We start from the raw sequence: 25,592 nt of genomic DNA, 5'->3' as shown, positions 1-25,592 counted from the left end.
ACGTGCTGGTTGTGGGAACCTTGGGCGCATGAATGAGCCGTCCGTCGCCGCGTCCGCCGACCCCGCTGAGCAGTACGTCCTGACCCTCTCCTGCCCGGACAAGCAGGGCATCGTGCACGCCGTGTCGAGTTACCTCTTCATGACCGGGTGCAACATCGAGGACAGCCAGCAGTTCGGCGATCACGACACCGGTCTCTTCTTCATGCGCGTCCACTTCTCGGCGGAGGCGCCCGTGACGCTGGAGAAGCTGCGGGCCAGCTTCGCGGCGGTCGGCGACTCCTTCCACATGGACTGGCAGCTGGGCCGCGCCGACGAGAAGATGCGCGTCGTCCTGCTGGTGTCGAAGTTCGGGCACTGCCTGAACGACCTGCTGTTCCGCTCGCGGATCGGCGCGCTGCCGGTCGAGATCGCCGCGGTCGTCTCGAACCACACGGACTTCGCCGAGCTCGTCGCGTCGTACGACATCCCCTTCCACCACATCCCGGTGACCAAGGAGAACAAGGCGCAGGCCGAGGCGCGGATCCTGGAGCTCGTGCGCGCCGAGAACGTGGAGCTCGTCGTCCTCGCCCGCTACATGCAGGTCCTCTCGGACGACTTCTGCAAGCAGCTCAGCGGCCGGATCATCAACATCCACCACTCCTTCCTGCCGAGCTTCAAGGGCGCGAAGCCCTACCACCAGGCGCACGCGCGCGGTGTGAAGCTGATCGGCGCGACCGCGCACTATGTGACGGCCGACCTCGACGAGGGCCCGATCATCGAGCAGGAGGTCGAGCGGGTCGGCCACGACGTCACGCCGAACCAGCTGGTCGCGATCGGCCGTGACGTCGAGTGCCAGGCCCTCGCGCGGGCCGTGAAGTGGCATGCGGAGCGCAGGATTCTGCTCAACGGCCACCGCACGGTCGTCTTCGCCTAGTCAGCGGGCCCGCCAGTCCGCCGGTCCGGCGGCTGCCTTTGCGTACGGCTCTACATACGGCTCAGTGACGCCGCCGCGAACAGGACGTCCTTGATCGCGCGGCGGTCGCCGTCCTGTCCCGCCGCCGCTTCCTCCGGGGAGACGTGGCCCGCGGCCAGGCGGCAGAATTCGACGCCGTCCAGCGCGACATGGGCCACCTCGCGGTCCGCGGACGCGTCGGCGCCGGGGGAGTCCAGGGGGATGAACCATTCGCCGCCGCCCAGGCCCTCGATCTCCAGGCGCAGGCTGCGGCCAGGGGTGCCCGCCATCACCAGGTCCTGCGCCGGGGCGGCGCGTCCCGAGCGGCGGCGCGCGGCGAGCGTCGAGGGCAGCAGCCGGGCGGCGAGGTCGATCATGCGGTGCAGATGGCGCGGGGACGGCGGCTCGTACGGATAGTCGACCGCGTCGGCGATGTCGCCCGCGTGGATCCAGCACTCGAAGGCGCGGTCCAGCATCGAGTCCCGCAGCGGCAGCTCGACGCGGCGGCCCTCGTCGTCCGGGGCGCTGTACGGAACGGTGAGGCGGCCCGATCCCGCGCCGTACACACCGCCTGCCGTGAAGGAGACCGTGCGGATCAGTTCGTGGGTCTGGTCGCGCCAGGGGCCGCGCACGCCGCGCGAGGGCGGGAAGTACGAAGCGCGCCAGTACGCCTCGGTGCGGTGGCCGGGGTCGGCGGGCTGCGGCGTGTCCCTGCCCAGCGGGTCGTCGAGGCCGAGGGCCAGTGCGACGAGGCCGTCCACGGCGAGGAGGTGCGCGATCACTCCCGCGACCGTCGTCTTGCGGCTGACCGGGCCGTCGTCGTCGAACCAGCGCAGGCGCACCGGAGCATGCCACTCCGATTCGCCGATGTCGCGAAGGAGGGCGTCGAGGCGGGCGGTCTCGGCGTCGTACGGCATGGCCCACTCGGGCACCGGGATGCGCGGCGGGCGCCGCCCGAGGCAGCTCGCGATGACGCGGTTGCGAAGGCCGGGGTCGAGGTCGAGGCTCTCCTCCTGATGCAGCAGGCCCACCGCGTCACGCAGCCGCAGGGCCTCTTCCGCGCAGGGACCGCAGTGACCCAGGTGCTCCTCGACGGCGATGGCCTCCTCGACCGAGCAGGCGGCGAGCGCCCAGGCGCCCAGGAGGGACTTCAGGACCTGGTGGTCGAGGTCGAGGGCGAGCGGCGGGTCGGGCAGGGGGCGGCCGGTGTCCTCCACGGAAGTGCGCGGCAGCGGTATCCGGGGCGGCCTGCGGGCGTCCTTGTGCTCGCCCCGGCCCTCCGCACCGCCGCCGCTGCCGGGGCCATCCGGTTCCTCGAACGGTTCCTGCCGGTCGGGGCCGCTCACAGCGCGCTCCCGTAGCCGGGAGGCGGGCCCGGCGCGGCATGGGGCTCCGCGGGTCCCGCCGCGTCGTTCGCGGTGGAGAGCAGTTGCAGGCCGAGGCGCAGGCGGCGCCGCGCCTCGTCCTCCGTCACGCCGAGGTCGGCGGCCGTCTGGCGGTAGTCGCGCCGCTGGAAGTAGGCGAGCTCCAGGGCGGCGCGCAGCGGGGCGGGCATGGCCGTGACGATGTAGTCCGCGCGGGCGGCGGCCGATGCGCGGCGCACCTTGCGCTCCAGGTCCTCCGCGGTTCCCTCCCCGCCGCGGGCCAGGGCCGCGGACTCGGTCTGGCGCAGCCGCCGGACGGCCCGCTCGTGGGTGAGCGTGGCGACCCAGGAGCGCAGGGGGCCCTGCTTGGGGTCGTACGCGTCGGGGTTCTCCCAGATGTGGGCGAAGACCTCGCGGGTGAGCCGGTCGGCGGCGTCCTCGTCCCCGAGGACGCGGTGGGCCAGGCCGTGCACGAGCGAGGCGAAGCGGTCGTACAGCTCGCCGAGTGCGGCGGCCTCCCCGTGCGCCAGGCGCTGCTGCATGCGGCGATCCCAGCGACGCGGCGCGTCCTTCGCCATGCGGCCCCCTCGTGCCGTTCCGTGCTCGTGCTGTTCCGTGCGCGTGCCGAACTGTCAATCGCCCGTGGCGACTATCCATCGAATGTAGTCGCCACCACCGACAACGCACTCCCTTTGTGGCAAAGTGCACCGCCGCCCGGCCTCGGATGATAGAGACCGGTGTTCCTGGTGTTTCATGGAGAAGAGGTGGGGCAGCCGCGACGTACACAGGAAGCGTAGGGAAGGCTTCCGCATCGACGAGGCGAGCTACGGACGAGCGGTATCAGCGAGCGAGAGGCGAGCGAGTGACGCTGCAGGTGGCCGTGGACGAGCAGGACGGCTGGGCCGTTCTGCGGGTGTCCGGCGAGATGGACCTGGTGACCTCGCCCGTCGTGCGCCAGCGCGTGCACGACGCGGTGGCCGACGGCCGGCACAGCCTTGTCCTCGACCTCTCCGACGTCCTGTTCTGCGATTCGAGCGGCGTCGGCGTGCTCATCGCGACCCGCCGTCTCTTCCGCTCCTGTCAGGGCCGCCTGCGCCTGATACTCCCCGCGCAGGGCGCCGAGGACGGCTCCCACGTCAACCGCGTCCTCGCGGCACTGGGCGTGCGCCGCCTCTTCGAGGTCTTCCCGGACGTGGACGCGGCCGTGGACGACGAAGCGGCGCCACTGTCCGCGTGACGCCGCCCCGTTCCCGTACCGCCTGACTTCAGTCCCGCCTGATCAGCTCCGGGTCGATGCGCCGCCCCACCAGCGGCAGCGTCCCCGCCACCGCCAGGACGAGCACCCCGGCCATCGCCGCGACAAGCAGCGGAACCCCGGCCCCGTCCCAGAAGATCTCGCCGCCGCCGGTGACCAGATAGGCGGACTCCGCCAGCTTCCCCGCCACCAGCGCGAGCAGCAGCCCCACGGCCAGCGGAAGCACCACCTGCGTGCACTGCACGAGCCTCAGCGTGCGGGCCCGCGCGCCGATCAGGGAGAGCGCCGTGACCTGGGGGCGCCGTTCCACGGCACGGTCGGTGACGGACACCAGGAACGCCGCGACGCCGATGACCAGGCCCATCACCATGCCGAGCGCGAGCAGCGTCTCGATGACGGTGATCTGCTGGAGGCCGTCGATGTTGATGCCCGCCGGGTCGACGTCCGCCGTGGGCGCGATGGCGCCGATACGGTCGAGGACGTCCCGTACGGTGCCGGGGTCCGAGCCGCTCATCAGGACGAGCGTGGCCGCGGCGGGCACGGCGTGCGCCGGTAGCTCGGAGGGCGGCACCAGAAGGCCGGGGCTCGGCAGATTGGTGACGTCGTACCCGTCGAACAACACGGTGGCCTCGGGGACCCGCACCTTCATCGACGTGCGCTTGCCGTCCTGCTCCATCGTGTACGTGGAGGTCTTGACGGGGGACTCGGCCACGTTCGGGTCCTGGAGCCGCAGCACCTTGCCCTCCTCGCAGCCCGCCGCGTGCTCGGTCAGCCTGGCGAGCTGGGCGCAGGTGGCGACCAGGGCCGGGGCCTGCCAGTCGCCGCCCTCCTTGGAGGGGTCGCTGCGCGGGTCCATCACGATCGCGTCCGCCCGCACCGCGGGGATGTCCCGCAGCTTGCCCTGCTGCTCCGCGCTGAGCTGCGAGAGACGCAGGCCGTACTCCTGCACGGGCGAGTCGGAGCGGGTGATCTGCTGCTCCTCCACCAGCACGCCCTGTGCGAGGGACGCCGAGAACACCAGCAGGACGAGGCCGGTGACCACGCGCATCGCGCTGCCCGGCTCGACCTCGTTGCGCCGCATGGCAAGGCTCAGGGCGAGGTTGCCGGAGCGGGCAAGGCGCGTGGCGATGCCGTACGAGAGCAGCGGCATGACCATCACCAGGCCGAGCCCGGTGAGCAGCACACCGCCGGGCACCAGAAGCGAGTTGATGCCTGAGCTCTGCGCGGGGTTGTCGGTGAGGCCGGTCGCGCAGTAGCCGATGACGATGCCGAGCCCGGTGACGAGCAGCAGGCCGCCCCAGACGCGGGGCGCGCGCGGGGCCGCGGTGCGCCGGGTGCTCAGCGGGTTGGTGGCCGCGGCGCGGGCGCTGGCCCGGCCCACGAACCAGGAGAGCGCGGTGCAGCCGATGAGGCAGATGGCGATGGTGGACGCGGAGAGCGCGCCGTCGGCGGGGTACCACTTCAGGCCCGGAAGGCCGGTCCTCGCCATGATCTGGTTCAGGAGCCAGAACTCGGCGAGGCCGAGCAGCGCCCCCAGGAAGGCGGCGACGACGGTCTCCGCGGCGTTCACGCGCTGCGTGCCCTTGGCACTCAGGCCGAGCAGGCGCAGGGCCGCCAGGCGCCGGTTGCGGCTCGCGGCGGAGAGCTTGGCGCAGACCGAGAGGAAGACGCCGAGCGGGAGGAGCACGAGCGCGGCGAGGGTGAAGCGCAGGATGTCGAGGGTGGACTTCTCGACGGCCGTGGTGGGCGGGTGCGCGGAGCCGAAGCTCTTCAACGCGCGTGCGTCGTCGCCGAGCTGGTCCTTGGTGGTGCCGACATACGCGTACAGCTCGTTCGGGTCGGTCAGGCCGGAGGGGCCGATCAGGCCCTTCTCCTTGCCGGGGAGCAGGCCCTTGAGGCCGGGCTCGTCGCGGAGCTGGTCGCGCAGGGCGGGCGACACGAAGACCTCGCCGGGGGCGGGCAGTTCGTCGATGCCCGGCGGCGGCTGTACGGCGGCGCCGTCCTTGCCGCGGGCGACGAAGACGCGGCTGAAGGGCTTCGAGCCGTGCGGGTCGGAGCGCTCCAGGACGAGCGTGTGCTGCCCGGACTTCTGTCCGGCGTAGACCTGCGGGTCGCGGTCGGCGGCCCGCCCGTCGTGGGCGCCCAGGATCGGGGGGATCGTCAGGACGAGCGCGAGAGCGCACACCCCCAGCGAGCCGCCGAGGGTCATGAGCCAGAAACGTACGCGGGTGCCGCGCCCGGAGCCGAACAGGAGCCGCAGGCCGAGCAGGAACTCGCTCATGCGGACGCGCCCTTCGCGGCGAGGACTCCGTCGGCCATCGTGTAGTTGCGGTCGGCCTGAGCGGCGACGTTCGCGTCGTGCGTGACCAGGAGCACGGCGGTGTCCTGGGAGCGGGCGAGGCTCAGGAACTCCTTGAGCACGGTGGCGGCGTTGGCGCTGTCGAGCGAGCCCGTCGGCTCGTCGGCGAAGACCACGGCGGGCTGGTGCACAAGCGCTCGCGCCACGGCGACGCGCTGGCTCTGCCCGCCGGACACCTGGGAAGGACGCCTCTCGCGCAGATCGGCGATCCCCAGGCGGTCGAGCACCTCGGCGGCGGCCTTGAGCGCGGGCCGCTTGCGCGTTCCGGCAAGGCGCAGCGGCAGGGCGGTGTTCTCCTCGATGGTCAGTTCGGGGAGCAGCTCGCCGTACTGGAAGACGAAGCCGAAGCGTTCGCGGCGCAGGGCGCTGATGTCCTCGTCGTCGAGCTCGCCGTACGCCCGGCCCTCGAAGCGCACCTCGCCGCGCGCGGGCGGCAGTACGCCCGCGAGGCAGTACAGGAGGGACGATTTGCCGGAGCCGCTGGCCCCGGTGATCGCCGCGATCTCGCCGCGCGCCAGGGTCAGATGGGCGTCACGGACGGCGGGTGTCGAGCCGTAGGAGAGGTCGACTCCCGTGGCACTGAGGACTTCTGACGCACTGGGCGTACCTGGCGTACCTGTCGGCGTACTGATCGCTTCCCCCAAGAAGGCGAAGGGCCCGGGGCGGGGGCCCGGGCCCGGTGTGCATGCGCGGCAGCCGGTCAGTGCCGCCGCTTCGTGCCTGTGGTGATTACCGCTTGTAGTGCTTGGTCACCGAGCAGTTGTCCGGGTGGAAGGAGCCCCGGTCACGGCAGGCGCGTATCCAGGCGTTCTTGGTGTAGCGAGCGGCGCCGTCGTACACGAGCTGGTCCTTGTGGACCGTCTTCTTCTGCTTGCCGTTGAACCGGTTCCAGTCGTAACCCTCGACCTTCACCTGGACGTAGACATTGTGGCCGTCGCCGGCCGAGGTGTCCTGCAGGTCGCCCTTCCAGTGGAAGGCACCGTGCTTGGCGCCCGGAGCCTCGAACTTGTAGTAGCCGTTCTTGAACTTGACGCCGCCGCTGGAGAGCGTCGGAATCTTGTGCCACGAGGCGGTCGCCTCGACGTCCCCGCTACCCCCGTTTGCGGTAGCGAAAGCGGTCCCCGCGCCCGTCAGAAAGAGCCCTGCTGCCAGGGCACCGACGGCCAGCTTTCGATTCATTTGTGTTCTCCCGTTTTTGTTGGTCGGCCCTGGTGTGATCCAGGGCGGCCAGGAACGTAACACCCGACTACGACAGCAGCAGTTGGGATTTCGGGACACGAAACGCCGGGCACGGATCGCTGTGCGTTCGCTTTGCGCGTACGTAAATGATCTTTTAACTGATCATGGAAATGGGGAGGTTTGAATCACGGAGAGTGGGCGAGGCGAAGCGTAGATGTCGACGATGGGTGAGGGAGGGTCAAGAGAGACCCAAAAGATCATCAAGGGTCGGCTCCTGGTACAACCTCTCTTGTCCCGGTCTTGGCACAAGCATCGGCTTCCCGCCTCCGGGCGGTCGCCGACGACGTAGGCTCGCTGCCAGTAACACCCGGGGAACCCCCGTGCACACGCACCCAACCGCAGAAGTGAGGCGGCCCGAACACCATGGACAGTGCCGAGTACGAGCGTAAGATCGCGGCCCGTTTCACCACCTTCGACCAGGATGGCAACGGCTACATCTCCCGTGAGGACTTCAGCACGGCGGCTGTCGCCCTGCTCAGCGAGTTCGGCGCCACCGCGCGCTCCGAGAAGGGCCAGGCCCTCTACATCGGGGCCGAGGCCTTCTGGCAGGGCATGGCGGGGATCGCCGACCGGGACGGCGATCAGCGGATCACCAAGCCGGAGTTCGTGGGCGGCGCCGTGAAGCGCCTGCGCGACAACCCGGCGCGGTTCGCCGAGATCGCGCGGCCGTTCCTGGACGCCGTGATCGCCGTGGCGGACGGTGACGGCGACGGCGCGGTCAGCCCTCAGGAAGTCGAGCGGGTCCTCAAGGCCCTCGGCGTCGAGGCGGACATCGCCTCCGCGGCGGGCGGCGCGCTCGACACCGACGGGGACGGGCGTGTGACGGAGGAAGAGATCGTCGCCGCGTTCTCGGAGTACTTCACCGTTCCCGAGTGAGTGCCTCTGATCTCACCCGGGTCAGCCCTGCGCGAACCGCTCCCGCAGCTTGTACTTGAGCACCTTGCGCAGCGTCTCGTTGCGGGGAAGGGCCTCCACCAGCTCCAGTTGCTCCGGCAGCTTGTACGTGGACAGCCCTTCCCCGCGCAGATAGGCGGTCACGGACTCCAGGGTCAGGGCCCCGGCGTCCTCGCCTGCCGGGTCCTCTTCCGCAGGGCGCCGCTCGATCACCGCGCAGACCCGCTCGCCCCGCTCGGGGTCCGGGAGGCCGATGACGGCCGCGTCGCCCACGGCCGGATGCCGGTGGAGCAGATCCTCGATCTCCTTCGCGGAGATGTTCTCGCCCTTGCGGATGATGATGTCCTTGGCCCGCCCGGTCAGGACCAGATGGCCCGTCGGCCGTACGTGTCCCAGGTCGCCCGTGATCAGGAAGCCGTCCGCGTCGAAGACCCCCGCGCTCTGTTCGGGGTCCAAGTAGCCCTGGCAGACCGCCTCCCCGCGCAGCCGTACGTCACCGTCGACCCCGGCGGGCACCTCCTTGCCGTCGGCGTCCGTGATCCGGATCTCCATCCCTTCCGGCGGCAGCCCTTCCGTCGTCGCCAGGTTCTCGGCGGTGTCGTCCGGAGCGCCCATGGTGATCATCGGGACCTCGGTCATGCCGTAGCCGTGGGTGAGCTGGCAGCCCATCTCCCGTACGACCGCGTGATAGATCTCCGGCGGCTTCGGCGCCCCGCCACCCGCGAGGAGGCGCAGGGTGGGGATCAGCTTTGCGTCCGGCGCTCCCGGCGCTCCCGGCTTTCCCGGCGTCAGCTTGCGCTGCTCGGCGAGGAACATCGAGTAGAACGCGGTCGACCCGCCCGCCACCGTCACGCCGTGCCGCCGGTAGCCGTCGAGCGCGTCCGGCAGCGCGAAGAGCTCGAACATCACCGCGGGGAAGCCGTACAGGAGCAGCATCACCGTGTAGTCGGGGCCCGCGATGTGCGCGAAGGGGAACGCCATCGAGCCGACGTCGTCCGCCGACAGATGCAGCGCGTGGGCCAGGCAGGAGCCGCCCGCTATCAGTGAACGGTCGGTGTGCAGCACGCCCTTGGGGTCGGACGTCGTGCCCGATGTCCAGTAGATCCAGCGCACCGACGTGCCCTCGGAGGGCGGCGCGGGCAGTACGGACGGATCGGCGTCCGGCAGGTCGTCGTCCGCGTACGCCTGGAAGACGCCCCGCGCGCCGAGTCGGTGTGCCATCTCCGTGTGGTCGAAGCCGCGCCACACGCCCGGCACCGCGAAGAACTCGGCCTTCGACTCCCTTAGGGCGAAGCCGACTTCGCGGTCGCGGTAGAAGGGGATGACCGGCGACTGGACAGCGCCGATGCGGGCGAGCGCGAAGGAGAGCAGGGCGGTCTCGATGCGGGTGGGCAGCTGCCAGGCCACGACGGTGCCGGGGCGCACGCCCATCTCGTAGAGCCCCGCGGCCACGCGTTCGCAGCGGTCGCGCAGTTCGCCGAAGGTCAGCGTCCGGTCGTCGGCCGGGTCGGCGGCGGACTGGATCAGGACGGGGGCGCCGGGCGTGAGAGCGGCGCGGCGTTCGATGAGCTCCCAGAGGGTGCGGGAGGCGCCGAGTGCGTGCGCGGTCTCGTTCCCCGCGCTCTCATGGGTCCTCATGTGATCCCCCTCGCGACCGGAGTCCGGCTTGCGGACCGACGTAACTGACGGATAGTCAGATCGTGCCGAGAGCGTAAGGCCCGCCGCCTTGTCGGTCCAGAGGCGCGGAGCTAGCCTGCGTTCTGACGGTCCATCAGATGGACTGCGGGTGCCGGAGAGACCACCGGAGGAGACACCATGAACGACAAGCGGACCTGACGTGGACCTCACCTACACCGAGGAGGAGGAATCCTTCCGGGCCGGACTGCGCCAGTGGCTGACCCGGACGCTCCCCCTGCTGCCGCCGCGCCCCGACCCGACGGACTGGCCGGGGCGGCGCGCGTACGACATGGGATGGCAGCGCAGGCTGTACGACGCCGGATACGCGGGGCTGCACTGGCCCGTCGACGCGGGCGGCCGCGGGGCCACGCCGACCCAGCACCTCATCTTCCTGGAGGAGACCGAGAAGGCGGGCGCGCCCTACGTGGGCGCGAACTTCGTCGGCCTGCTGCACGCGGGCCCGACCATCGCCTCCGAAGGGACCCCGGAGCAGCGCGCCCGGTGGCTGCCGCCCGTCCTGCGCGGCGACGAGGTGTGGTGCCAGGGATTCAGCGAACCGGACGCGGGCTCGGACCTCGCCTCGCTGCGCACGCGCGCGTGGCGCGACGGCGACGACTACGTGGTGAGCGGCTCCAAGATCTGGACCTCGCACGCCGAGGTCGCCGACTGGTGCGAACTCCTCGTGCGCACGACACCGGTGAGCGAGGACGTGCCCAAACACCGCGGCATCTCCTGGCTCGCGATGCCGATGGACGCCCCCGGCATCACGGTCCGGCCGCTGCGCACCCTCGCGGGCTCGACCGAGTTCGCCGAGATGTTCCTCGACGAGGTACGGGTGCCGGCCGCCAACCGGGTCGGCGCGGAGAACGACGGCTGGCGCGTGACCATGGTGACGCTCTCCTACGAGCGCGGGACGGCCTTCGTGGGAGAGGTCGTCGCCTGCCGCCGCGTCCTGGGCGAGCTCGCGCGCGAGGCCCGCAAGAACGGGCGCTGGGACGACACGGTGCTCCGGCGCAGGCTCGGCAGGCTGAGCGCGGAGTTCGCGGCGCTGTGGCGGCTCACGCAGTGGAACGTGAGCGAGTCGCAGCGGGCCGGGACCGGCGTGCCGGGGGTGGGCGGCTCCGTCTTCAAGCTGCGGTACTCGCATGCCCGCCAGGAGCTGTACGAGGCCGCCGGCGAGGTGCTCGGGGCGGGCGCGCTCGACCTCGGGCACGAGTGGACCCTGGACCGGCTCTCCTCCCTCTCGTACACGATCGCCGCGGGCACCTCGCAGATCCAGCAGAACATCGTGGCCGAGCGGATACTCGGCCTGCCGAAGGGGCGGTGAGGGGCCGGGTGGACTTCCAACTGACGGAGGACCAGGAGGCGTTGCGGGGCGGCGTCCGGGATCTCCTCGACGGGCGGTTCGACCGGGCCGCCCTGCGGGCCGCCGTGGACGCCGGGACTCCCTCGCTGGACCGGGGCCTGTGGCGTGAGCTCGGGGATGCCGGGTTCTTCTCGCTGCGGGTGCCGGAGGAGGAGGGCGGGGTCGGACTCGGGCTTCCGGAGGCCGTGTTGGCCTTCGAGGAGGCGGGGCGGGCGCTGCTTACGGGGCCGCTGGTCGCGACGTTCCTCGCGGCGCGGGACGTGGAGGGGGCGGCGCGGGGGACGGTCGTGGTGACCGCCGTCATGAAGGGCGACTCCGTAGGGCTCGTGCCCTGGCTGGACGAGGCGGACGTCGTCCTCGGGGACGTCACCGGCGCCGTCCCGCTGCGGTCGGTCGACCCGCTGACGCCGCTGCACCGGGTGCCCGGCGGCGAAGGAGCGGCCCTCGCGGACGCCGTCCCGCGGGCGGACGCGGACCTGCTGATCGCCGCCGAGCAGCTGGGAAGCGCCGGGAAGACCTGCGAGATGGCCGTGCGATATGCGAAGGAACGCACCCAATTCGGGCAGGCCATCGGGGCCTTCCAGGCCGTCAAGCACCTCTGTGCACAGATGCTCGTGCGCACCGAGGTCGCCCGCGCCGCCGTCTACGCCGCGGCCGTCACCGGAGACACCCTGGAGATCGCGGGCGCCAAGCTGCTCGCCGACGAGGCCGCGGTGCGGGGCGCGCGGGACTGCCTCCAAGTGCACGGCGGGATGGGGTTCACCTGGGAGGCCGACGTACATCTGCATCTGAAGCGGGCCTGGGTGCGGGCCGGACTGGGGCGGTCGGCGGCCGGAGCGGAGGAGGAGCTCGCGGCGGCTCTGTGAGGCGCCTGGCGCCGGGGGGGCATGCCCTGTACTGCTGTGCGGAGAGTGATCGACTTGTGGGATTCCCGAAGTGGGGGGAGGCTACTGAGCGTCGATATCGGGTTGTGTCCTATGCGTGACTCGTCACGGCATGGAGTCGGGCTTCCGCTCCGGTACCTTGTCTGAGATGCGAGTGGTTCTGAGGTCGAGCCATGCCGGTGCTGCCACTGAGGCGGCGCCGGGCCCGGCGATGCGTACCGTTCGCAGTGCAGGAAGGGGCTATATGCCCGCCTGTTCGACCCCCCGCGGTGCGCGTCGCACAGTATGCCGCACGCGTACTCCTTCGCGCTGGAATATGCCTGAAGCGCTTGTTGGGGTGACTGAACGTCAACCATGCTGTCTCTCAAGGGGATCACGTTCCGTGACCCCTTGGAGTCGCGAGGCGATGTGTCCGCCGGTTCGGATGGTGTGAGCGGTGCAGGTGCTTCATGTTCAGCTGGAAGTCAGGCCCGACCCCGCAGAGGTGGGACGGGCCCGGAGGTGGGCGCGCTCGCGCCTCGCGGGTTCCGGGATAGAGGTCGACGAGCCACTGGCCGAGACGCTGATCCTGCTGATCTCGGAGCTTGTCACCAACGCGGTGGTGCATACGGGCTGTCCGGCCGTACTGCGCATGCGGCTCCCGGACGCCCCCGACGTGGCGGCGGATGCCGCGGGGGCCGCCGGAAGCGCACCGGCGGGATCCGGGACGGTCCGGGTCGAGGTCGCCGACACCAGCGCGCGGCCGCCGAAACCGCGGCACGCGGACGGTGACGCGACCAACGGCCGCGGCCTCGAACTCGTCGACGGCCTCGCCGACCGCTGGGGCTGGCAGACCGAAGGCGCGGGCAAGAGCATCTGGTGCGAGGTGGACCGCTGCGAGTCGGACTCCAGGGTCGGGGCGGTCACGTTCGACGGGACGACGTACGAGGACGTGGCGTACGAGGCCGTCTGAGCCCCGCGTGTCCCGCATGCCGGTGACGGGCGCCCGCATGCGCCGTCCCGTGCCCCGATGCGCGGCCGTGCGCGGTCGGTACAAAAGCGGCATAATTCATTAATCACCGGACGGGTGTTGACGTACCGTGTCCGATTGATCACGCTTATGTGCAGCGATTCGCCGCGAGGGGACGTCGAGGGACGGTGGTCTGTGGCCCGGCCCTTGACGAGATGTGGGTCGCCGTCGGCGCCGGTCCCTTCGTGGCCTCAGAGGGCAGGACTCGAGCGCCGGGAGCCGGATGGCGGCGCGCGGCAACGCGCTCGGGGCGGGCGCGGGACGCCGGGGCGCCGCCATCCCAAGGCTCAAGACCCTGCCGCATCCCGGGGGACTCACAGCAGCGCGACCGGAGCCACGGGTGTTCCCGTGCCGCCGATGAACGGCTCGGGCATCGCGGAGAGCAGGAAGCTGTAGCGCGAAACTTCTGCACAGGCTGTGGACAACTTTTCCAGATTCCAGTTCTGGCCCTGCAACATCCCCATCTCGACCAGGTGCAGCGCGTGCACGGGCAGCCACAGGTTCTCGATCTCGGGCGGGAAGATCTCGAAGGTCAGGGTGTCGTTGGCGACCGCCGCCACATCGCGTGCGTGGAACCACTCCGGGGTGTGGACCGAGAGACCCGGGGACGGATAGCCGTACGCGTGCTTGTCGCCCGCGAGATAGGTCTGGATCTGCCCGGTCCGCACGAGGACGATGTCGCCGGCGCGGACCGTGAGCCCCGCGAACTCCTCGGCCTCGGCGAGGTCTTCGGGGGTGACGGCGTGGTCACCGGGCAGCCGGTCGACGCCCTTGGCGCGGGCGACGTCGAGCAGGACGCCGCGCGAGACGAGGTGCGCCACCTTGTCGATGCCGCTGAACCGGGCGCCGGTGTGGGCGGTGATGGTCTCCGCCGGGCGGCCGTTGTAGATCTTCCCCGAGTGCGAGGCGTGGGTGAGGGCGTCCCAGTGGGTGGCCGTTTGGAGGCCCATCGTGACCGCGTCATCGCTGGTGGCGACCGTGCCGGGACCGAAGAGCTCCTGGTTGATCTGCACCATCGTGTGCAGCGGGTTGATCCGGCCGGGTATCAGGCCCGTCTGGACGCCGTCCTCTTTGAGGGGCAGCGCGAGCGGGATGCGGCGGCCGGTGCGAATGCCGACGGCGGCCTCGCGCACGACCTCGTCGGTGATGAGGTTGAGGGTGCCGATCTCGTCGTCCGCGCCCCAACGGCCCCAGTTGTTGACGCGTTTGGCGATGTCGTGGAACTCGGGCGGAAGGGCCGATCCCGCCGTCGTGGTGGATGCCGAGTCTGACATGGGTCCTCCGCGGGGCTTGTCTTCCGGTATCTGACGGGTCATAGAATCTAACGGTCCGTCAGAAACCGCGGGAAGGGGCCGGACGTGGGGAACTTCTTGGCAGGCAAGGTGGTGGCCGTGACCGGTGCCGGACGCGGCATCGGCAGGGCGGTCGCGCTCGCCGCCGCAGCCGAGGGCGCGAAGGTCGTCGTGAACGACTACGGCGTCTCCATGGAGGGCGCGGAACCGACCAGTGAGATAGCCGACGGCGTGGTCAAGGAGATCCAGGCGGCGGGCGGCGAGGCCGTCGCCGTCGCCGACGACATCTCCACCATGACGGGCGGCCAGCGGATCGTGGACATCGCGCTCGCCGAGTTCGGGCGCATCGACGGCGTGGTGTGCGTCGCCGGGATCCTGCGCGAGCGGATGCTCTTCAACATGTCCGAGCAGGAGTGGGACCCGGTGGTCGCCACCCACCTGAAGGGCACGTTCACCGTCTTCAGGGCCGCGTCGGCGGTCATGCGCAAACAGGGCACGGGCACGCTGATCGGCTTCACCAGCGGCAACCACCAGGGTTCGGTCGCGCAGGCCAACTACAGCGCGGCCAAGGGCGGGATCATCTCCCTGGTGCGCAGCGCGGCGCTCGGCCTGCACAAGTACGGGGTGACCGCCAACGCGGTCGCGCCGGTCGCGCGGACCCGGATGTCCGCCAACGTGCCCATGGAGCTGAAGGAGATCGGGGAGCCGGAGGACGTGGCCGCCCTGGTCGTCTATCTGCTGAGCGAGCGGGCCAGGGCGGAGAAGATCACCGGGCAGGTCTATACGGTCGCGGGCCCGAAGATCGCGGTGTGGGCGCAGCCCCGTGAGCTGCGGGCCGGTTACGTCGAGGGCGGCTGGACCCCGGAGAAGATCGCCGACTTCCTGCCGGGGACGGTGGGGGTCGACCCGATGCCGATGCTGGCGCAGCTGGAGGCGATGGCGAAGGCCGCCGCGGCCAAAGACCGGCCCAACGCGTAGGCCGGGGCCGGGCGGTGGAGTTCGGATTCGGCGCCGGGGACGAGGAGTTCCGTGCGGAGGCGCGGGCGTGGCTCGCCGAACATCTGACGGGGGCGTTCGCGGGTGCGGTGGGGCGGGGCGGGCCTGGCAGCGAGCACGAGGGGGTGACGGAACGCCGTTCCTGGGAGCGGGAGTTGGGGCGGGGTGGGTGGATCGGGATCGGGTGGGATTCGGGGTTGGGGTCGGGGCCGGGGTCCGGGGTGGGCTCGGGGTCCGGGGTGGGGGCGTACGGGAATCGGCGGGCGACGCTGACCCAGCAGGTCGTCTGGGCCGAGGAGTACGCGCGGGCCCGGGCGCCCGGACGTCATGGGCACATCGGCGAGAATCTGCTCGCCCCGACGCTCCTGGCGTACGGCACGCAGGAGCAGCGGGACGAGTTCCTGCCGCCGATCGCGCGCGGCGAGGCGCTGTGGTGCCAGGGGTACAGCGAGCCCGGCGCCGGGTCTGACCTGGCGGGGCTGCGGACGGCGGCGGTGCGGGACGGTGACGCGTACCGCATCACCGGGCAGAAGATCTGGACCTCGCTCGCACACGACGCGGACTGGTGTTTCGTGCTCGCGCGGACGGAGGCGGGGTCCCGTGGCCACCGGGGGATTTCCTTCCTGCTCGTGCCGATGGACCAGCCCGGGCGCATCGAGGTGCGGCCCATACGGCAGATGACGGGGACGAGCGAGTTCAACGAGGTCTTCTTCGACGGGGCGATCGCCCGTGCCTCGCACGTGGTGGGCGGTGCCGGCAACGGGTGGCGGGTCGCCATGGGGCTCCTCGGGTTCGAGCGGGGGGTCTCCACGCTCGTCCAGCAGATCGGGTTCGCGGAGGAGTTGGGGGGCGTGGTCCGGGAGGCCGTCGCGAGCGGGGCCGTGGGTGATCCGGTGCTGCGGGAGCGGCTTGTGCGGCAGTGGGCGGAGCTGCGGGTCATGCGGTGGAACGCGCTGCGTACGTTGGGGAGTTCGGGTGGGCGTGCGGGTGCGGGTGGGGGTGCAGGTTCGGGTTCGGGTGGGGGTGCGGACTCGGGGGCGCCGAGTGTGGCCAAGTTGCTGTGGGGCGGGTGGCATCAGCGGCTCGGGGAGCTGGCCATGGAGGTGCGGGGGGCCGCGGCCGCGGTGGGGCCCGCCGACTGGAGCGAGGACGCCCCGTACGAACTGGACGCGCTCCAGCGGCTTTTCCTCTTCACGCGGGCCGACACCATCTACGGCGGCTCGGACGAGATTCAGCGGAACATCATCGCCGAGCGCGTGCTCGGCCTGCCGAGGGAGGCGCGATGAGGGGTGTCGTTTTCGACAGGAGCAGGGCCGAGGGGAGCAGGGTCGAGGTCGTCGACGACCTGGAGGTGCGGGATCCGGGGCCGGGGGAGGTGCTGGTCGCCGTCGCCGCCGCCGGGTTGTGCCACAGCGACCTGTCCGTGATCGACGGGACCATTCCCTTTCCCTCGCCGGTGGTGCTCGGGCATGAAGGGGCGGGGGTGGTGGAGGCGGTCGGTGCGGGGGTGACGCATGTGGAGGCGGGGGATCATGTGGCCCTTTCGACCATCGCCAGCTGCGGGACGTGCGGGGAGTGCAACCGGGGGCGGCCGACGATGTGCCGGCGGGCGATCGGGATGCCGGACCAGCCGTTCTCGCGGGGCGGTGCGCCGGTCTATCAGTTCGCGGCGAACTCCGCGTTCGCCGAGCGCACGGTGGTCAAGGCCGTGCAGGCGGTGCGGATTCCCCGGGACATTCCGCTGACGTCGGCCGCGTTGATCGGATGCGGGGTGGTGACGGGGGTCGGCGCCGCCCTGAACCGGGCGAAGGTCGACCGCGGGGACAGCGTGGTGGTGATCGGGACCGGGGGCATCGGTCTGAACGTGCTGCAGGGGGCGCGGATCGCCGGGGCGACGCGGATCGTGGCGGTCGACGCGAATCCCGGGAAGGAGGGGGTTGCGCGGCAGTTCGGTGCGACGCACTTCTTCTCGTCCGTGGGGGAGGAGGGTGTGCGGGAGCTGTTGCCGACGGGGGCGGACCATGTCTTCGAGTGCGTGGGGCGGATCGAGCTGATCCGGCAGGCGATCGATCTCCTCGACCGGCACGGCCAGGCGATCCTCCTCGGGGTGCCGCCGGCCACGGCCGAGGCGTCGTTCCTGGTCTCGTCGCTGTTCCTGGACAAGTCGATCCTGGGCTGCCGGTACGGGTCGGCGCGGCCGCAGAGGGACTTCGCGTTGTATGCGGAGCTGTATCGGGAGGGGCGGTTGCTCCTGGACGAGTTGGTGACGGAGGTCTATCCGGTGGAGGACTTCACCAAGGCGGTGGGGGATGCGGAGGCGGGGCGGGTGGCTCGGGGGGTGCTGACGTTCTGAGGGGTCTCGCCGGGGGCGTTTTGCGGGGGCGGGCGGGGTGGTGGACTGTGGGGGCGGTTCCGTGCCGGGTGCCGGGTGCCGGGTGCGGGTGCGGGGTGGGTTCGGGTTCGTCCGATGCCGGGTGCGGGTGCGTGCCGGGCGTGGTCACGGCGTGTGTTGGCGCCGCAGGCAATGGCTGGTGCGGGGGGACATGGGGTGGTCCCGGGGGTTACCGCAGGAAGGTTCGGCGGTAGGTCGTGGGGGTTACGCCCAGGGCCGCTTGCAAGTGCTGCCGCATGGACTGGGGTGTGCCGAAGCCCGCGTCGCGGGAGACCTGGTCGACGGAGAGGTCGCTGGACTCCAGGAGGTGCCGCGCCCGCTCCACCCGCTGCTGCGCGAGCCACTGGCCGGGGCTGATCCCCACCTCCTCGCGGAAACGGCGCGTGAAGGTGCGTACGGACATGGATTCCTGCTCCGCCATGTCGCGGAGCTGGATCGGCTCGTGGAGGTGGGCAAGGGCCCACGCCCGCGCCGAGGTGGTCGTGGCGAACTGGGGCTCCGGGACAGGGCGTTGGATGTACTGGGCCTGGCCCCCGTCGCGATGCGGCGGCACCACCGTACGGCGGGCCACGTCGTTCGCGACCGCAGAGCCGTGGTCGCCGCGTACGACATGGAGGCAGAGGTCGAGCCCCGCCGCGACCCCCGCCGACGTGAGCACGTCCCCGTCGTCGATGAACAGCACCTCCGCGTCCACCGTGACCTGAGGGAAGAGGCGCTGGAAGTGCTCGGCCGACGCCCAGTGCGTCGTCGCCGTACGACCGTCGAGGTAGCCCGCGGCGGCGAGGACGTAGCCGCCCGTGCAGATGGAGATGAGGCGCGTGCCAGGTGTGATGTGCGCGAGGGCCGCCGTCAGTTCGTCCGTCAGGCGGCCTTCCTCGTAGACCGGGCCCAGCTCGTACGAAGCCGGGATCACGACCGTGTCGGCGCTCGCCAGGCACTCCGGGCCGTTCTCCACGAGGATCGCGAAGTCGGCGTCCGAGCGCACCGGGCCCGGCGGGCGGACGGAGGCGGTCACGATCTCGTACAGCGGCTCCCCGTCGGCGGTCCGCGCGCGCCCGAAGATCCGCTGCGGGATGCCCAGCTCGAACGGGATCACACCGTCCATGGCCAGGACCACCACGCGGTGACAGGTGTTCTCTGTCGATGAGGCCATGGCCCGATTCTAGCTAATGCTGTCTTTCGGGCCACTCGTTCGGGCATGCGGGAATCCGGATGCTGTTGTCGTGACCCAGACAGACGTGAATCAGCCGGCGCCCGCGCAGGGCGTGGACGCGGCGAGGCGGCGGCGTCGTATCCACCGCGCGTGGTTCGTCGCCGCCGTGACCTTCGTGACGATCATCGGCGCCGCGGCCTTCCGGTCCCTGCCGGGCCTCCTCATCGATCCGCTGCACGAGGAATTCCACTGGTCGCGCGGCACGATCGGCCTCGCGGTCTCCATCAACCTCGCGCTGTACGGGCTCACCGCACCGTTCGCCGCCGCGCTCATGGACCGCTTCGGCATCCGGAAGGTCGTGGCCGTCGCCCTGGTCGTGATCGCGGTCGGCGCCGGCGCCACCGTATGGATGCAGTCGGCCTGGCAGCTGCTCCTGTGCTGGGGGCTCCTCGTCGGGCTCGGCTCGGGGTCCATGGCGCTGGCCTTCGCCGCCACCGTCACCAACCGGTGGTTCACCACGCGGCGCGGCCTGGTCACCGGCATCCTGACGGCCGCGTCCGCCTCGGGTCAGTTGATCTTCCTGCCGCTGCTCTCCTGGATCGTGGAGACGCACGACTGGCGGCCCGCCGCGGTGACCGTCGCCCTCGCCGCGCTCGCCGTCGTCCCCTTCGTATGGCTGCTGCTGCGCGACCATCCGGCGGACGTGGGCCTGAAGCCGTACGGGGCAGACGAGTTCGTGGAGAAGCCGCCGCCCGCCACGGGGGCCGCGCGGCGTGCGGTGACCGTGCTGTTCAAGGCGGCCCGCACCGGCCCCTTCTGGCTGCTCGCCGGGACATTCGCCATCTGCGGCGCCTCGACGAACGGGCTGATCCAGACGCACTTCGTGCCCGCCGCGCACGACCACGGCATGCCGATCACGGCCGCCGCCTCGCTCCTCGCCGTCATCGGCGTCTTCGACGTCGTGGGCACGGTCGCGTCCGGCTGGTTCACGGACCGCTTCGACGCGCGGCGGCTGCTCGCCGTGTACTACGCGCTCCGGGGTGTCTCGCTGCTCTTCCTGCCGCTCCTTCTCGACTCGGCCGTGCACCCGCCGATGGTCTTCTTCATCGTCTTCTACGGCCTCGACTGGGTGGCGACCGTGCCGCCGACCCTGGCCCTGTGCCGCGAGCAGTACGGCGACGACAGCGCCATCGTCTTCGGCTGGGTGCTCGCCTCGCACCAGGTGGGTGCCGCGCTCGTGGCCGTCATCGGCGGTGTCGTACGGGACGCCTTCGGGTCGTACGACGTGATGTGGATCGCCTCGGGGGCGCTGTGCGCGGCGGCGGCGCTGATGGCGCTGGTGATCCGCAGGGTGCGTGACGAGGCGGCGGTGCCGCCGCCGTCCGCGCTCACGTAGCGAGGGTGTCGAATCCCTCGAACCTGCCGAACCGGCCGCGGTGGAACAGGAGCGGTTCGCCGTCGTCGGTGGCGCCGAGCGCGTCCACGCGGCCGACCACGATCAGGTGGTCGCCCCCGGTGTGCACCGCCTGGATCGTGCAGTCGATCCAGGCCGGTGCGCCGGCCAGGCGGGGCGAGCCGGTGACGGGCGCGGGGTCGTACGCGACGCCGGCGAACTTGTCGGCGCCGCTCACCGCGAAGCCGCGGCACAGGGCGCCCTGGTCGGCGCCGAGGACGTTGACGCAGAAGACGCCCGCGCGGGCGATGCGCGGCCATGTCGTCGACGTACGCGCGACCATGAACGAGACGAGGGGCGGGTCGAGGGAGAGCGAGGAGAAGGACTGACAGGCGAATCCGGCCGGGCCCGGATCGCCTTCGGATGCCGGTGCCGTGACAACGGTCACGCCGGTCGCGAAGTTCCCCAGTACGCGCCGGAATTCACGCGCGTCGAGCGGCGCCCGCTCGTCGTCGCCCACCGCCCGCAACTGCGGGCGCGGGAGGGCTTCGACCGGGCCGGTGGCGGTCGGCGCTCCGACCGACCTGAGATATCGGACGACGGTGGCCGCCATCCCTGCATGTCCCATCACATCAATCATTGAAGCTGACGGGTCGTCAGATTGGAAGGGGTGCGGAGGCGCCGCATCGTGGGCCCAAGAGGGGCGTCAGCGGCCCTCGTACGACGGTGAACGTCTCTCCACGAAGCTCGCCACGCCCTCGTTCGCGTCCGCCGTCGTCATGTTGATCTCCTGGGCCGCGGCCTCCGCCGCGAAGGCCGTCGCCCGGTCCGATTCGAGGGAGGCGTTGACCAGTTGCTTGGTCATGGCGATGGCGCGGGTCGGGCCGCTCGCCAGGCGCTGCGCCCAGGCGCGGGCGGTCTTCTCCAGCTCACCGGCGGGTACGACGCGGTTGACGAGGCCGAGGCGTTCGGCGTCGGCGGCCGGCAGCGAGTCGCCGAAGAACATCAGTTCCTTCGCCCGCTGGGGTCCGACGAGACGCGGCAGCAGATAGGCCCCGCCCCCGTCCGGTACGAGCCCCCGCCGCACGAACACCTCGATGAACTTGGCCTGTTCGGCGGCGATGACGAGATCGCAGGCAAGCGCGAGATGCGCGCCGATCCCGGCCGCGGTCCCGTTCACCGCGGCGATCACCGGCTTCTCGCAGTCCAGCACGGCGGAGATGAGGCGCTGGGCGCCCAGCCTGATCGTGCGGGCCACGTCGCCGGGCACGCGCTCGCCGGTGGCGGGGGCTCCGCGCAGGTCGGCGCCCGCGCAGAAGCCCTTGCCGGTCGCGGTGATCACGACGGCGCGGACAGCGGGGTCCGCGGAGGCCTCTGCGAGCAGTGCGATGACGCGTTCGCGCTGGTCCCAGGTGACGGCGTTCATGGCTTCGGGCCGGTTGAGGGTGATCCACGAGACGGCGTTGTCAGTGGCGTGGAGTACCAATGAGTCGAGGGGATCGGTCGGTCCGGTTCCGGCTTCGGCTTCGGCTTCGGCTTCGGGGGAGGGTGTCATGGGGCGGGGTACTCCATTTCGCTGCGGGGTGATCGGTTGGGTGGGCGGGAGGAAATCGCCGGGAAGCGGCGGCCTGAAGACCCACTCACCGACAGATGGCCAGCGCGTCGAGAGCCACGGCCCCCTGCCCCCGTGGCAACACCATCAGGGGGTTGATGTCCAGCTCCGCCAGCTCGTCACCCAGCTCAAGAGCCATCCGCTGCACCCGCAGCACGACCTCGACGAGCGCGTCGACATCGGCCGGGGGCGCGCCCCGGACCCCGTCGAGCAACGCCCGCCCGCGCAGCTCGGAGAGCATCGCGAGCGCCTGCGACTCCCCGAAGGGCGGCACCCGCACGGCCACGTCCCGCAACACCTCGACCAGGACCCCGCCGAGCCCGACCGTCACCGTCGGCCCGAACAGCTCGTCGTGCGTCACGCCGACCACCATCTCGACGCCCCGCTCCACCATCTGGCAGACGAGTACGCCGTCCAGGGCGATCCCTTCGTAGCGGGCGATGTCGGTCAGTTCCCGATAGGCGTCGCGCACCTGGCTGGCAGAGGTGAGGCCGACCTTCACCAGGCCGAGTTCGGTCTTGTGGGCGAGATGCGCCCCGGACGCCTTCATCACCACGGGGTAGCCGACGAGCCCCGCCGCCCGCACGGCAGCCGCCGCGCTGGTCACCAACTGCTCGCGCGGTACGCGAATTCCGTACGCGCGCAGCAACTGCTTCGCCGCGTGCTCGCTCAGCTGCTGGCCGGGCCGCATCAGGGCCTGCGCCTTGCGGAAGGACGGCGAGGGCGTGCGCGGCGCCTCGGCGAAGGGGGAGCGGTAGCGGGCGGTGAACCGGTGGTGGTCCAGATAGGCGCGCACCGCCGTGATGCAGTTGGCGAAGGTGCGGAAGGTGGCGACCCGCGAGGAGCCGAGCAGCGTCGTGCGGTAGGCCTCCTCGGTGCCGACGGGCGAGCCCCACACCACGCACACCAGTTTGTCCGTCTGCTCCGCCGCGTCCACCAGGTCCTGCGCCAGCTTGTCGCTCATCGGCGGGAAGGGCCCGGTGATGGGGCAGATCAGCACCCCCACCTCCGGATCGTCCAGGATCGCGTCGATGATCTTCCGGCCGCGCCAGTCGCCGACCGGGTGCCCGCCGTTGTCGACGGGGTTGGCGACGTTCAGGTAGTCCGGTATCCACTGGTGGAGCTCCGCCTGCTTGGCCTCGGAGAGGGCGGGAAGCCGCAGCCCCGCCTCGGTCGCCAGGTCCGAGAAGTGCGCGCCCGTGCCGCCCGAGATCGAATACACGACGACGCCCTCGGCCTGCGGAGCCCGCGCCCGCGCGAACAGGGCGGAGGTGTCCTGGAGCTCGTCGAGCCCGTCCACACGGATCACGCCGTACTGCCGCATCGCCGCGTCGACGACCGCGTCGGCGCCGGTGAGCTTGCCGGTATGTGAGGCGGCCATGCGGGCGCCGGTCTCGGTGCGGCCGACCTTGACCGCGACGACGGGCACGCCGCGCTGGGCGGCGCGGTCGGCGGCGAGCAGGAAGGAGCGGCCGTCCTTGAGGCCCTCGACGTAGCAGGCGATGGCGCCGACCTCGGGGCGCTCGGCGAAGTAAGAGATGAAGTCGGCGGTCTCCAGGTCGGCTTCGTTGCCGGTGGGCGCCCAGTGCGAGAGGCGTACGCCGATCTCCTGCATCGTGAAGACGGGGCGGCCCTGGTGGCCGGACTGGGTGATCAGGGCGATCGCCGGTCCTTCGAGGTCGTCGCGGAACTTCTCGAAGGCGTTGAGGTTGGTGTTGGGCCCGAGCAGCCGCAGCCCGGAGCGCTCCACGGCGGCGGCCAGGCGGGCCTGTGCGGCCGCGCCCTCGGCGCCGGTCTCGGCGAAGCCGGAGGCGAAGGCGACGGCGAACTTCACCTTGGACTCGGCGAGTTCCTCGATCACGGGCAGGGGGTCACTGACGAGGAGTACGGCCAGATCGACCTGTTCCGGCAGGTCCGCGACGGAGGAGAAGCAGGGGGTGCCGAAGACTGACCGGCGGGTGGGGTGCACGGGGTGCAGCCGGGCGCCGCCCCGCTCGGCCCAGTCCATGAGCTGGCGGGTGATGCCGGTGTTCGGCCGGCCTTCGGCGTCCGACGCGCCGATGACGGCGACGGACTCGGGGCGGAAGAACCGGTCCAGGTCCGGTATGTCTGCGTACAGGGGACGGCCGCTGACGTCCAGGTCGTCCGCCGTGCCGGCCTGTCCGTGGACGGCGGGTGCCGGGGCTTCGCCGCAGGCCACAACATGCGCGCGGCGGGGGTCGGTGGTGAAGGTGCCGTAAGTCGATCCAAGCATCGGTCCGCCCGCTCCTGTGGGAAAGGAATGCAACTGACGCATAGTCAGATTACTGAACTGACGCTGTGTCAGGAACACCGCTGCACGCAGAGAGTTGGGGCTGCCCTTTAGCGTTACCCGTGGTTCGGGGGGTGCTACTCCCTTCCGGCGGGCGGAGCCGCCGGGAGGGAGCAGTACCGGCCACGGGCGTCTTCCCGGGCGGTGGGGTCGGTTGTCTGCGGCGCCGTCGTGGCTGGTCGCGCAGTTTCCCGCGCCCCTTGCGGGGCCCGGAGGCTTAGCGGCCCCTGCGGGTTGCCACTGCCTTGGCGATCTTCTCGGCGTCGCGGGCCATTTCCCGGAGCATTCCGCTGATGGGGTTGGTGAAGCCGGTGAAGTAGAGGCCGGGGGCCGACTTCGGGGTGCGGGCGCCGCGGACCAGCGGGGTGCCCTTCGCGTCGAGTACGCCGAGGTCGCCGAGGAGCGGCTCCAGGGCGCGGCGGTAGCCCGTGGCGGCGATGACCGCGTCCGGGCAGATCCGGGTGCCGTCGGCCAGGACGACCTTGCCGTCCTCGAAGGACTCGACGGCGGCGACGGGCTCGATCTTGCCCTTGCGCACGGCGTCGATCAGGCCGACGTCCTGCACCGGGATCGCGCCCTCGTTGACGCGGGAGTACAGGCCGGTTTCGGGGCGCGGCAGCCCCTGCGCGGACAGATCGGGGACGCTCACCTTCGCGAGCGGGCCCGCGAGGCGGTCGACGACGGAGACGGGCAGCCTGCGGCAGAGGATGCCGGTGCGCTGCGCGGGCCAGCCCGCCGTGGAGCGGCGGACGATGTGCGGCGCGGTGCGCACCGCGAGGCGTACGCGCGCGGCGCCGCCCTCGACGAGGTCGACGGCGATCTCGGCGCCGGTGTTGCCGATGCCCACGACCAGGACGTCCTTGCCCTCGTAGGGGCGGGGCTCGCGGTAGGTGCCGGCGTGCAGGAGTTCGCCCGTGTACGTGTCGCGGCCCGGCCAGTCCGGCAGGTGGGGCGTGTGGTTGTAGCCGGTGGCGATCACCACCGCGCTGCCGGTCAGTTCGCGTCCGCCGGTGGCGTGCAGCAGCCAGCCGTTGCCGTCGGCGGCGCGCTCGAGGCGGGAGACCTCGACGCCGGTGACGATCTCCAACTGGTGGAATTCGGCGTACTTCTCCAGGTAGCGGGCGACGTTGTCACGTGACACCCACCGTCCGAAGGCGCGCGGTATCGCGAGGCCCGGCAGTGCGGAGAGGCGTCGTGTCGTGTGCAGGTGCAGGCGGTCGTAGTGCTTTCGCCAGGAGGCGCCGACCCGGTCGGACTTCTCGAGCACGACCGCGCGTACGCCTCGCGCACGCAGGGCGGCCGCCACGGAAAGGCCGCCGGGTCCGCCCCCGACGACGTATACGGGGCGGTCTTGGTGTGGCGTTTGTGGGGGAGTGGTGTCGGCCATGAACCTGAGAGTAATCACGTGATCACTTGATGGGGGACGGTCAAGCCCCAAACCGGTTGCGAATTGATCACGGGTGTA

At 71.3% G+C, this 25,592-nt stretch carries 22 protein-coding genes; 10 read left to right on the top strand and 12 right to left on the bottom strand.

The annotated features are described in order from the left end of the window. Positions 1–28: 28 nt before the first annotated feature. Entirely contained in the window at positions 29–913 is an 885-nt protein-coding gene (gene purU / locus ABZ906_RS27950; RefSeq protein ID WP_361194608.1) for a formyltetrahydrofolate deformylase, read from the top strand. Positions 914–963: 50 nt separating this feature from the next. On the opposite strand, the gene ABZ906_RS27945 is transcribed toward purU, so the two are convergent. After that, positions 964–2,277 (bottom strand): zf-HC2 domain-containing protein, encoded by a 1,314-nt coding sequence (locus ABZ906_RS27945; RefSeq protein ID WP_361194610.1) that lies wholly within the window; start codon positions 2,275–2,277, stop codon positions 964–966. Then, positions 2,274–2,873: a sigma-70 family RNA polymerase sigma factor gene (locus ABZ906_RS27940; RefSeq protein WP_361194612.1), complete on the bottom strand. Its 600-nt coding sequence runs from the start codon at positions 2,871–2,873 to the stop codon at positions 2,274–2,276. Before ABZ906_RS27940 ends, ABZ906_RS27945 begins: the two co-directional genes overlap by 4 nt. A 284-nt stretch (positions 2,874–3,157) precedes the next feature. Here ABZ906_RS27940 and ABZ906_RS27935 point away from each other — a divergent pair, with 284 nt between their 5' ends. Beyond that, entirely contained in the window at positions 3,158–3,532 is a 375-nt protein-coding gene (locus ABZ906_RS27935; RefSeq protein ID WP_361194614.1) for an STAS domain-containing protein, read from the top strand. Between the two features lie 28 nt (positions 3,533–3,560). Here ABZ906_RS27935 and ABZ906_RS27930 read toward each other — a convergent pair whose 3' ends face one another. From ABZ906_RS27930 to ABZ906_RS27920, 3 genes are all read right to left on the bottom strand, one after another. Further along, entirely contained in the window at positions 3,561–5,831 is a 2,271-nt protein-coding gene (locus ABZ906_RS27930; RefSeq protein WP_361387184.1) for an ABC transporter permease, read from the bottom strand. Continuing rightward, positions 5,828–6,553 carry an ABC transporter ATP-binding protein gene (locus ABZ906_RS27925; protein ID WP_361387181.1) on the bottom strand — a complete coding sequence of 242 codons (726 nt, stop codon included), beginning with the start codon at positions 6,551–6,553 and terminating at the stop codon, positions 5,828–5,830. Before ABZ906_RS27925 ends, ABZ906_RS27930 begins: the two co-directional genes overlap by 4 nt. An 85-nt stretch (positions 6,554–6,638) precedes the next feature. Next, positions 6,639–7,088, bottom strand: coding sequence for a hypothetical protein (locus tag ABZ906_RS27920; RefSeq protein ID WP_361194618.1), 450 nt, complete (start codon positions 7,086–7,088; stop codon positions 6,639–6,641). Positions 7,089–7,511: 423 nt separating this feature from the next. Between ABZ906_RS27920 and ABZ906_RS27915 the strand changes: the two genes are divergently transcribed. Beyond that, complete coding sequence (locus tag ABZ906_RS27915) at positions 7,512–8,024, top strand: EF-hand domain-containing protein (protein ID WP_361194619.1); 513 nt, start codon at positions 7,512–7,514, stop codon at positions 8,022–8,024. Between the two features lie 21 nt (positions 8,025–8,045). On the opposite strand, the gene ABZ906_RS27910 is transcribed toward ABZ906_RS27915, so the two are convergent. After that, complete coding sequence (locus ABZ906_RS27910) at positions 8,046–9,680, bottom strand: AMP-binding protein (protein WP_361387178.1); 1,635 nt, start codon at positions 9,678–9,680, stop codon at positions 8,046–8,048. Positions 9,681–9,879: 199 nt separating this feature from the next. Between ABZ906_RS27910 and ABZ906_RS27905 the strand changes: the two genes are divergently transcribed. From ABZ906_RS27905 to ABZ906_RS27895, 3 genes are all read left to right on the top strand, one after another. Next, positions 9,880–11,046 (top strand): acyl-CoA dehydrogenase family protein, encoded by a 1,167-nt coding sequence (locus tag ABZ906_RS27905; RefSeq protein WP_361387175.1) that lies wholly within the window; start codon positions 9,880–9,882, stop codon positions 11,044–11,046. A gap of 8 nt (positions 11,047–11,054) precedes the next feature. Next, positions 11,055–11,951, top strand: coding sequence for an acyl-CoA dehydrogenase family protein (locus ABZ906_RS27900; protein ID WP_361387172.1), 897 nt, complete (start codon positions 11,055–11,057; stop codon positions 11,949–11,951). Between the two features lie 454 nt (positions 11,952–12,405). After that, positions 12,406–12,921, top strand: a complete 516-nt coding sequence (locus ABZ906_RS27895) for an ATP-binding protein (protein WP_361194626.1) — start codon at positions 12,406–12,408, stop codon at positions 12,919–12,921. A gap of 371 nt (positions 12,922–13,292) precedes the next feature. On the opposite strand, the gene ABZ906_RS27890 is transcribed toward ABZ906_RS27895, so the two are convergent. Continuing rightward, on the bottom strand, positions 13,293–14,252 hold the full coding sequence (locus tag ABZ906_RS27890; protein WP_361387169.1) for a cyclase family protein: 960 nt from the start codon (positions 14,250–14,252) through the stop codon (positions 13,293–13,295). An 84-nt stretch (positions 14,253–14,336) separates the two neighbouring features. On the opposite strand from ABZ906_RS27890, the gene ABZ906_RS27885 reads away from it, so the two are divergent. The 3 genes from ABZ906_RS27885 to ABZ906_RS27875 are packed head-to-tail and all read left to right on the top strand — an operon-like array spanning position 14,337 to position 17,619. Beyond that, positions 14,337–15,248 carry an SDR family oxidoreductase gene (locus tag ABZ906_RS27885; protein ID WP_361387167.1) on the top strand — a complete coding sequence of 304 codons (912 nt, stop codon included), beginning with the start codon at positions 14,337–14,339 and terminating at the stop codon, positions 15,246–15,248. Between the two features lie 14 nt (positions 15,249–15,262). After that, positions 15,263–16,552, top strand: a complete 1,290-nt coding sequence (locus ABZ906_RS27880) for an acyl-CoA dehydrogenase family protein (RefSeq protein WP_361387164.1) — start codon at positions 15,263–15,265, stop codon at positions 16,550–16,552. Then, entirely contained in the window at positions 16,549–17,619 is a 1,071-nt protein-coding gene (locus ABZ906_RS27875) for a Zn-dependent alcohol dehydrogenase (RefSeq protein WP_361387161.1), read from the top strand. Before ABZ906_RS27880 ends, ABZ906_RS27875 begins: the two co-directional genes overlap by 4 nt. Before the next feature lie 208 nt (positions 17,620–17,827). On the opposite strand, the gene ABZ906_RS27870 is transcribed toward ABZ906_RS27875, so the two are convergent. After that, complete coding sequence (locus ABZ906_RS27870; RefSeq protein ID WP_361387158.1) at positions 17,828–18,811, bottom strand: helix-turn-helix domain-containing protein; 984 nt, start codon at positions 18,809–18,811, stop codon at positions 17,828–17,830. 16 nt (positions 18,812–18,827) lie between these two features. On the opposite strand from ABZ906_RS27870, the gene ABZ906_RS27865 reads away from it, so the two are divergent. Then, on the top strand, positions 18,828–20,207 hold the full coding sequence (locus ABZ906_RS27865; RefSeq protein WP_361387156.1) for an MFS transporter: 1,380 nt from the start codon (positions 18,828–18,830) through the stop codon (positions 20,205–20,207). Here ABZ906_RS27865 and ABZ906_RS27860 read toward each other — a convergent pair. From ABZ906_RS27860 to ABZ906_RS27845, 4 genes are all read right to left on the bottom strand, one after another. After that, complete coding sequence (locus ABZ906_RS27860) at positions 20,200–20,832, bottom strand: flavin reductase family protein (RefSeq protein ID WP_361194635.1); 633 nt, start codon at positions 20,830–20,832, stop codon at positions 20,200–20,202. The two genes, ABZ906_RS27865 and ABZ906_RS27860, sit on opposite strands and share 8 nt — an antisense overlap. Before the next feature lie 78 nt (positions 20,833–20,910). After that, positions 20,911–21,759, bottom strand: a complete 849-nt coding sequence (locus ABZ906_RS27855) for an enoyl-CoA hydratase-related protein (RefSeq protein ID WP_361387153.1) — start codon at positions 21,757–21,759, stop codon at positions 20,911–20,913. An 85-nt stretch (positions 21,760–21,844) separates the two neighbouring features. After that, positions 21,845–24,070 carry an acetate--CoA ligase family protein gene (locus ABZ906_RS27850; RefSeq protein WP_361194638.1) on the bottom strand — a complete coding sequence of 742 codons (2,226 nt, stop codon included), beginning with the start codon at positions 24,068–24,070 and terminating at the stop codon, positions 21,845–21,847. A 274-nt stretch (positions 24,071–24,344) separates the two neighbouring features. Continuing rightward, entirely contained in the window at positions 24,345–25,514 is a 1,170-nt protein-coding gene (locus ABZ906_RS27845; protein WP_361387150.1) for an NAD(P)/FAD-dependent oxidoreductase, read from the bottom strand. Positions 25,515–25,592 lie beyond the last annotated feature (78 nt).

The organism is Streptomyces sp. NPDC046925, assembly GCF_040644915.1.
Lineage (GTDB): Bacteria > Actinomycetota > Actinomycetes > Streptomycetales > Streptomycetaceae > Streptomyces.
This window is presented reverse-complemented; position numbering and strand designations above follow the sequence as displayed.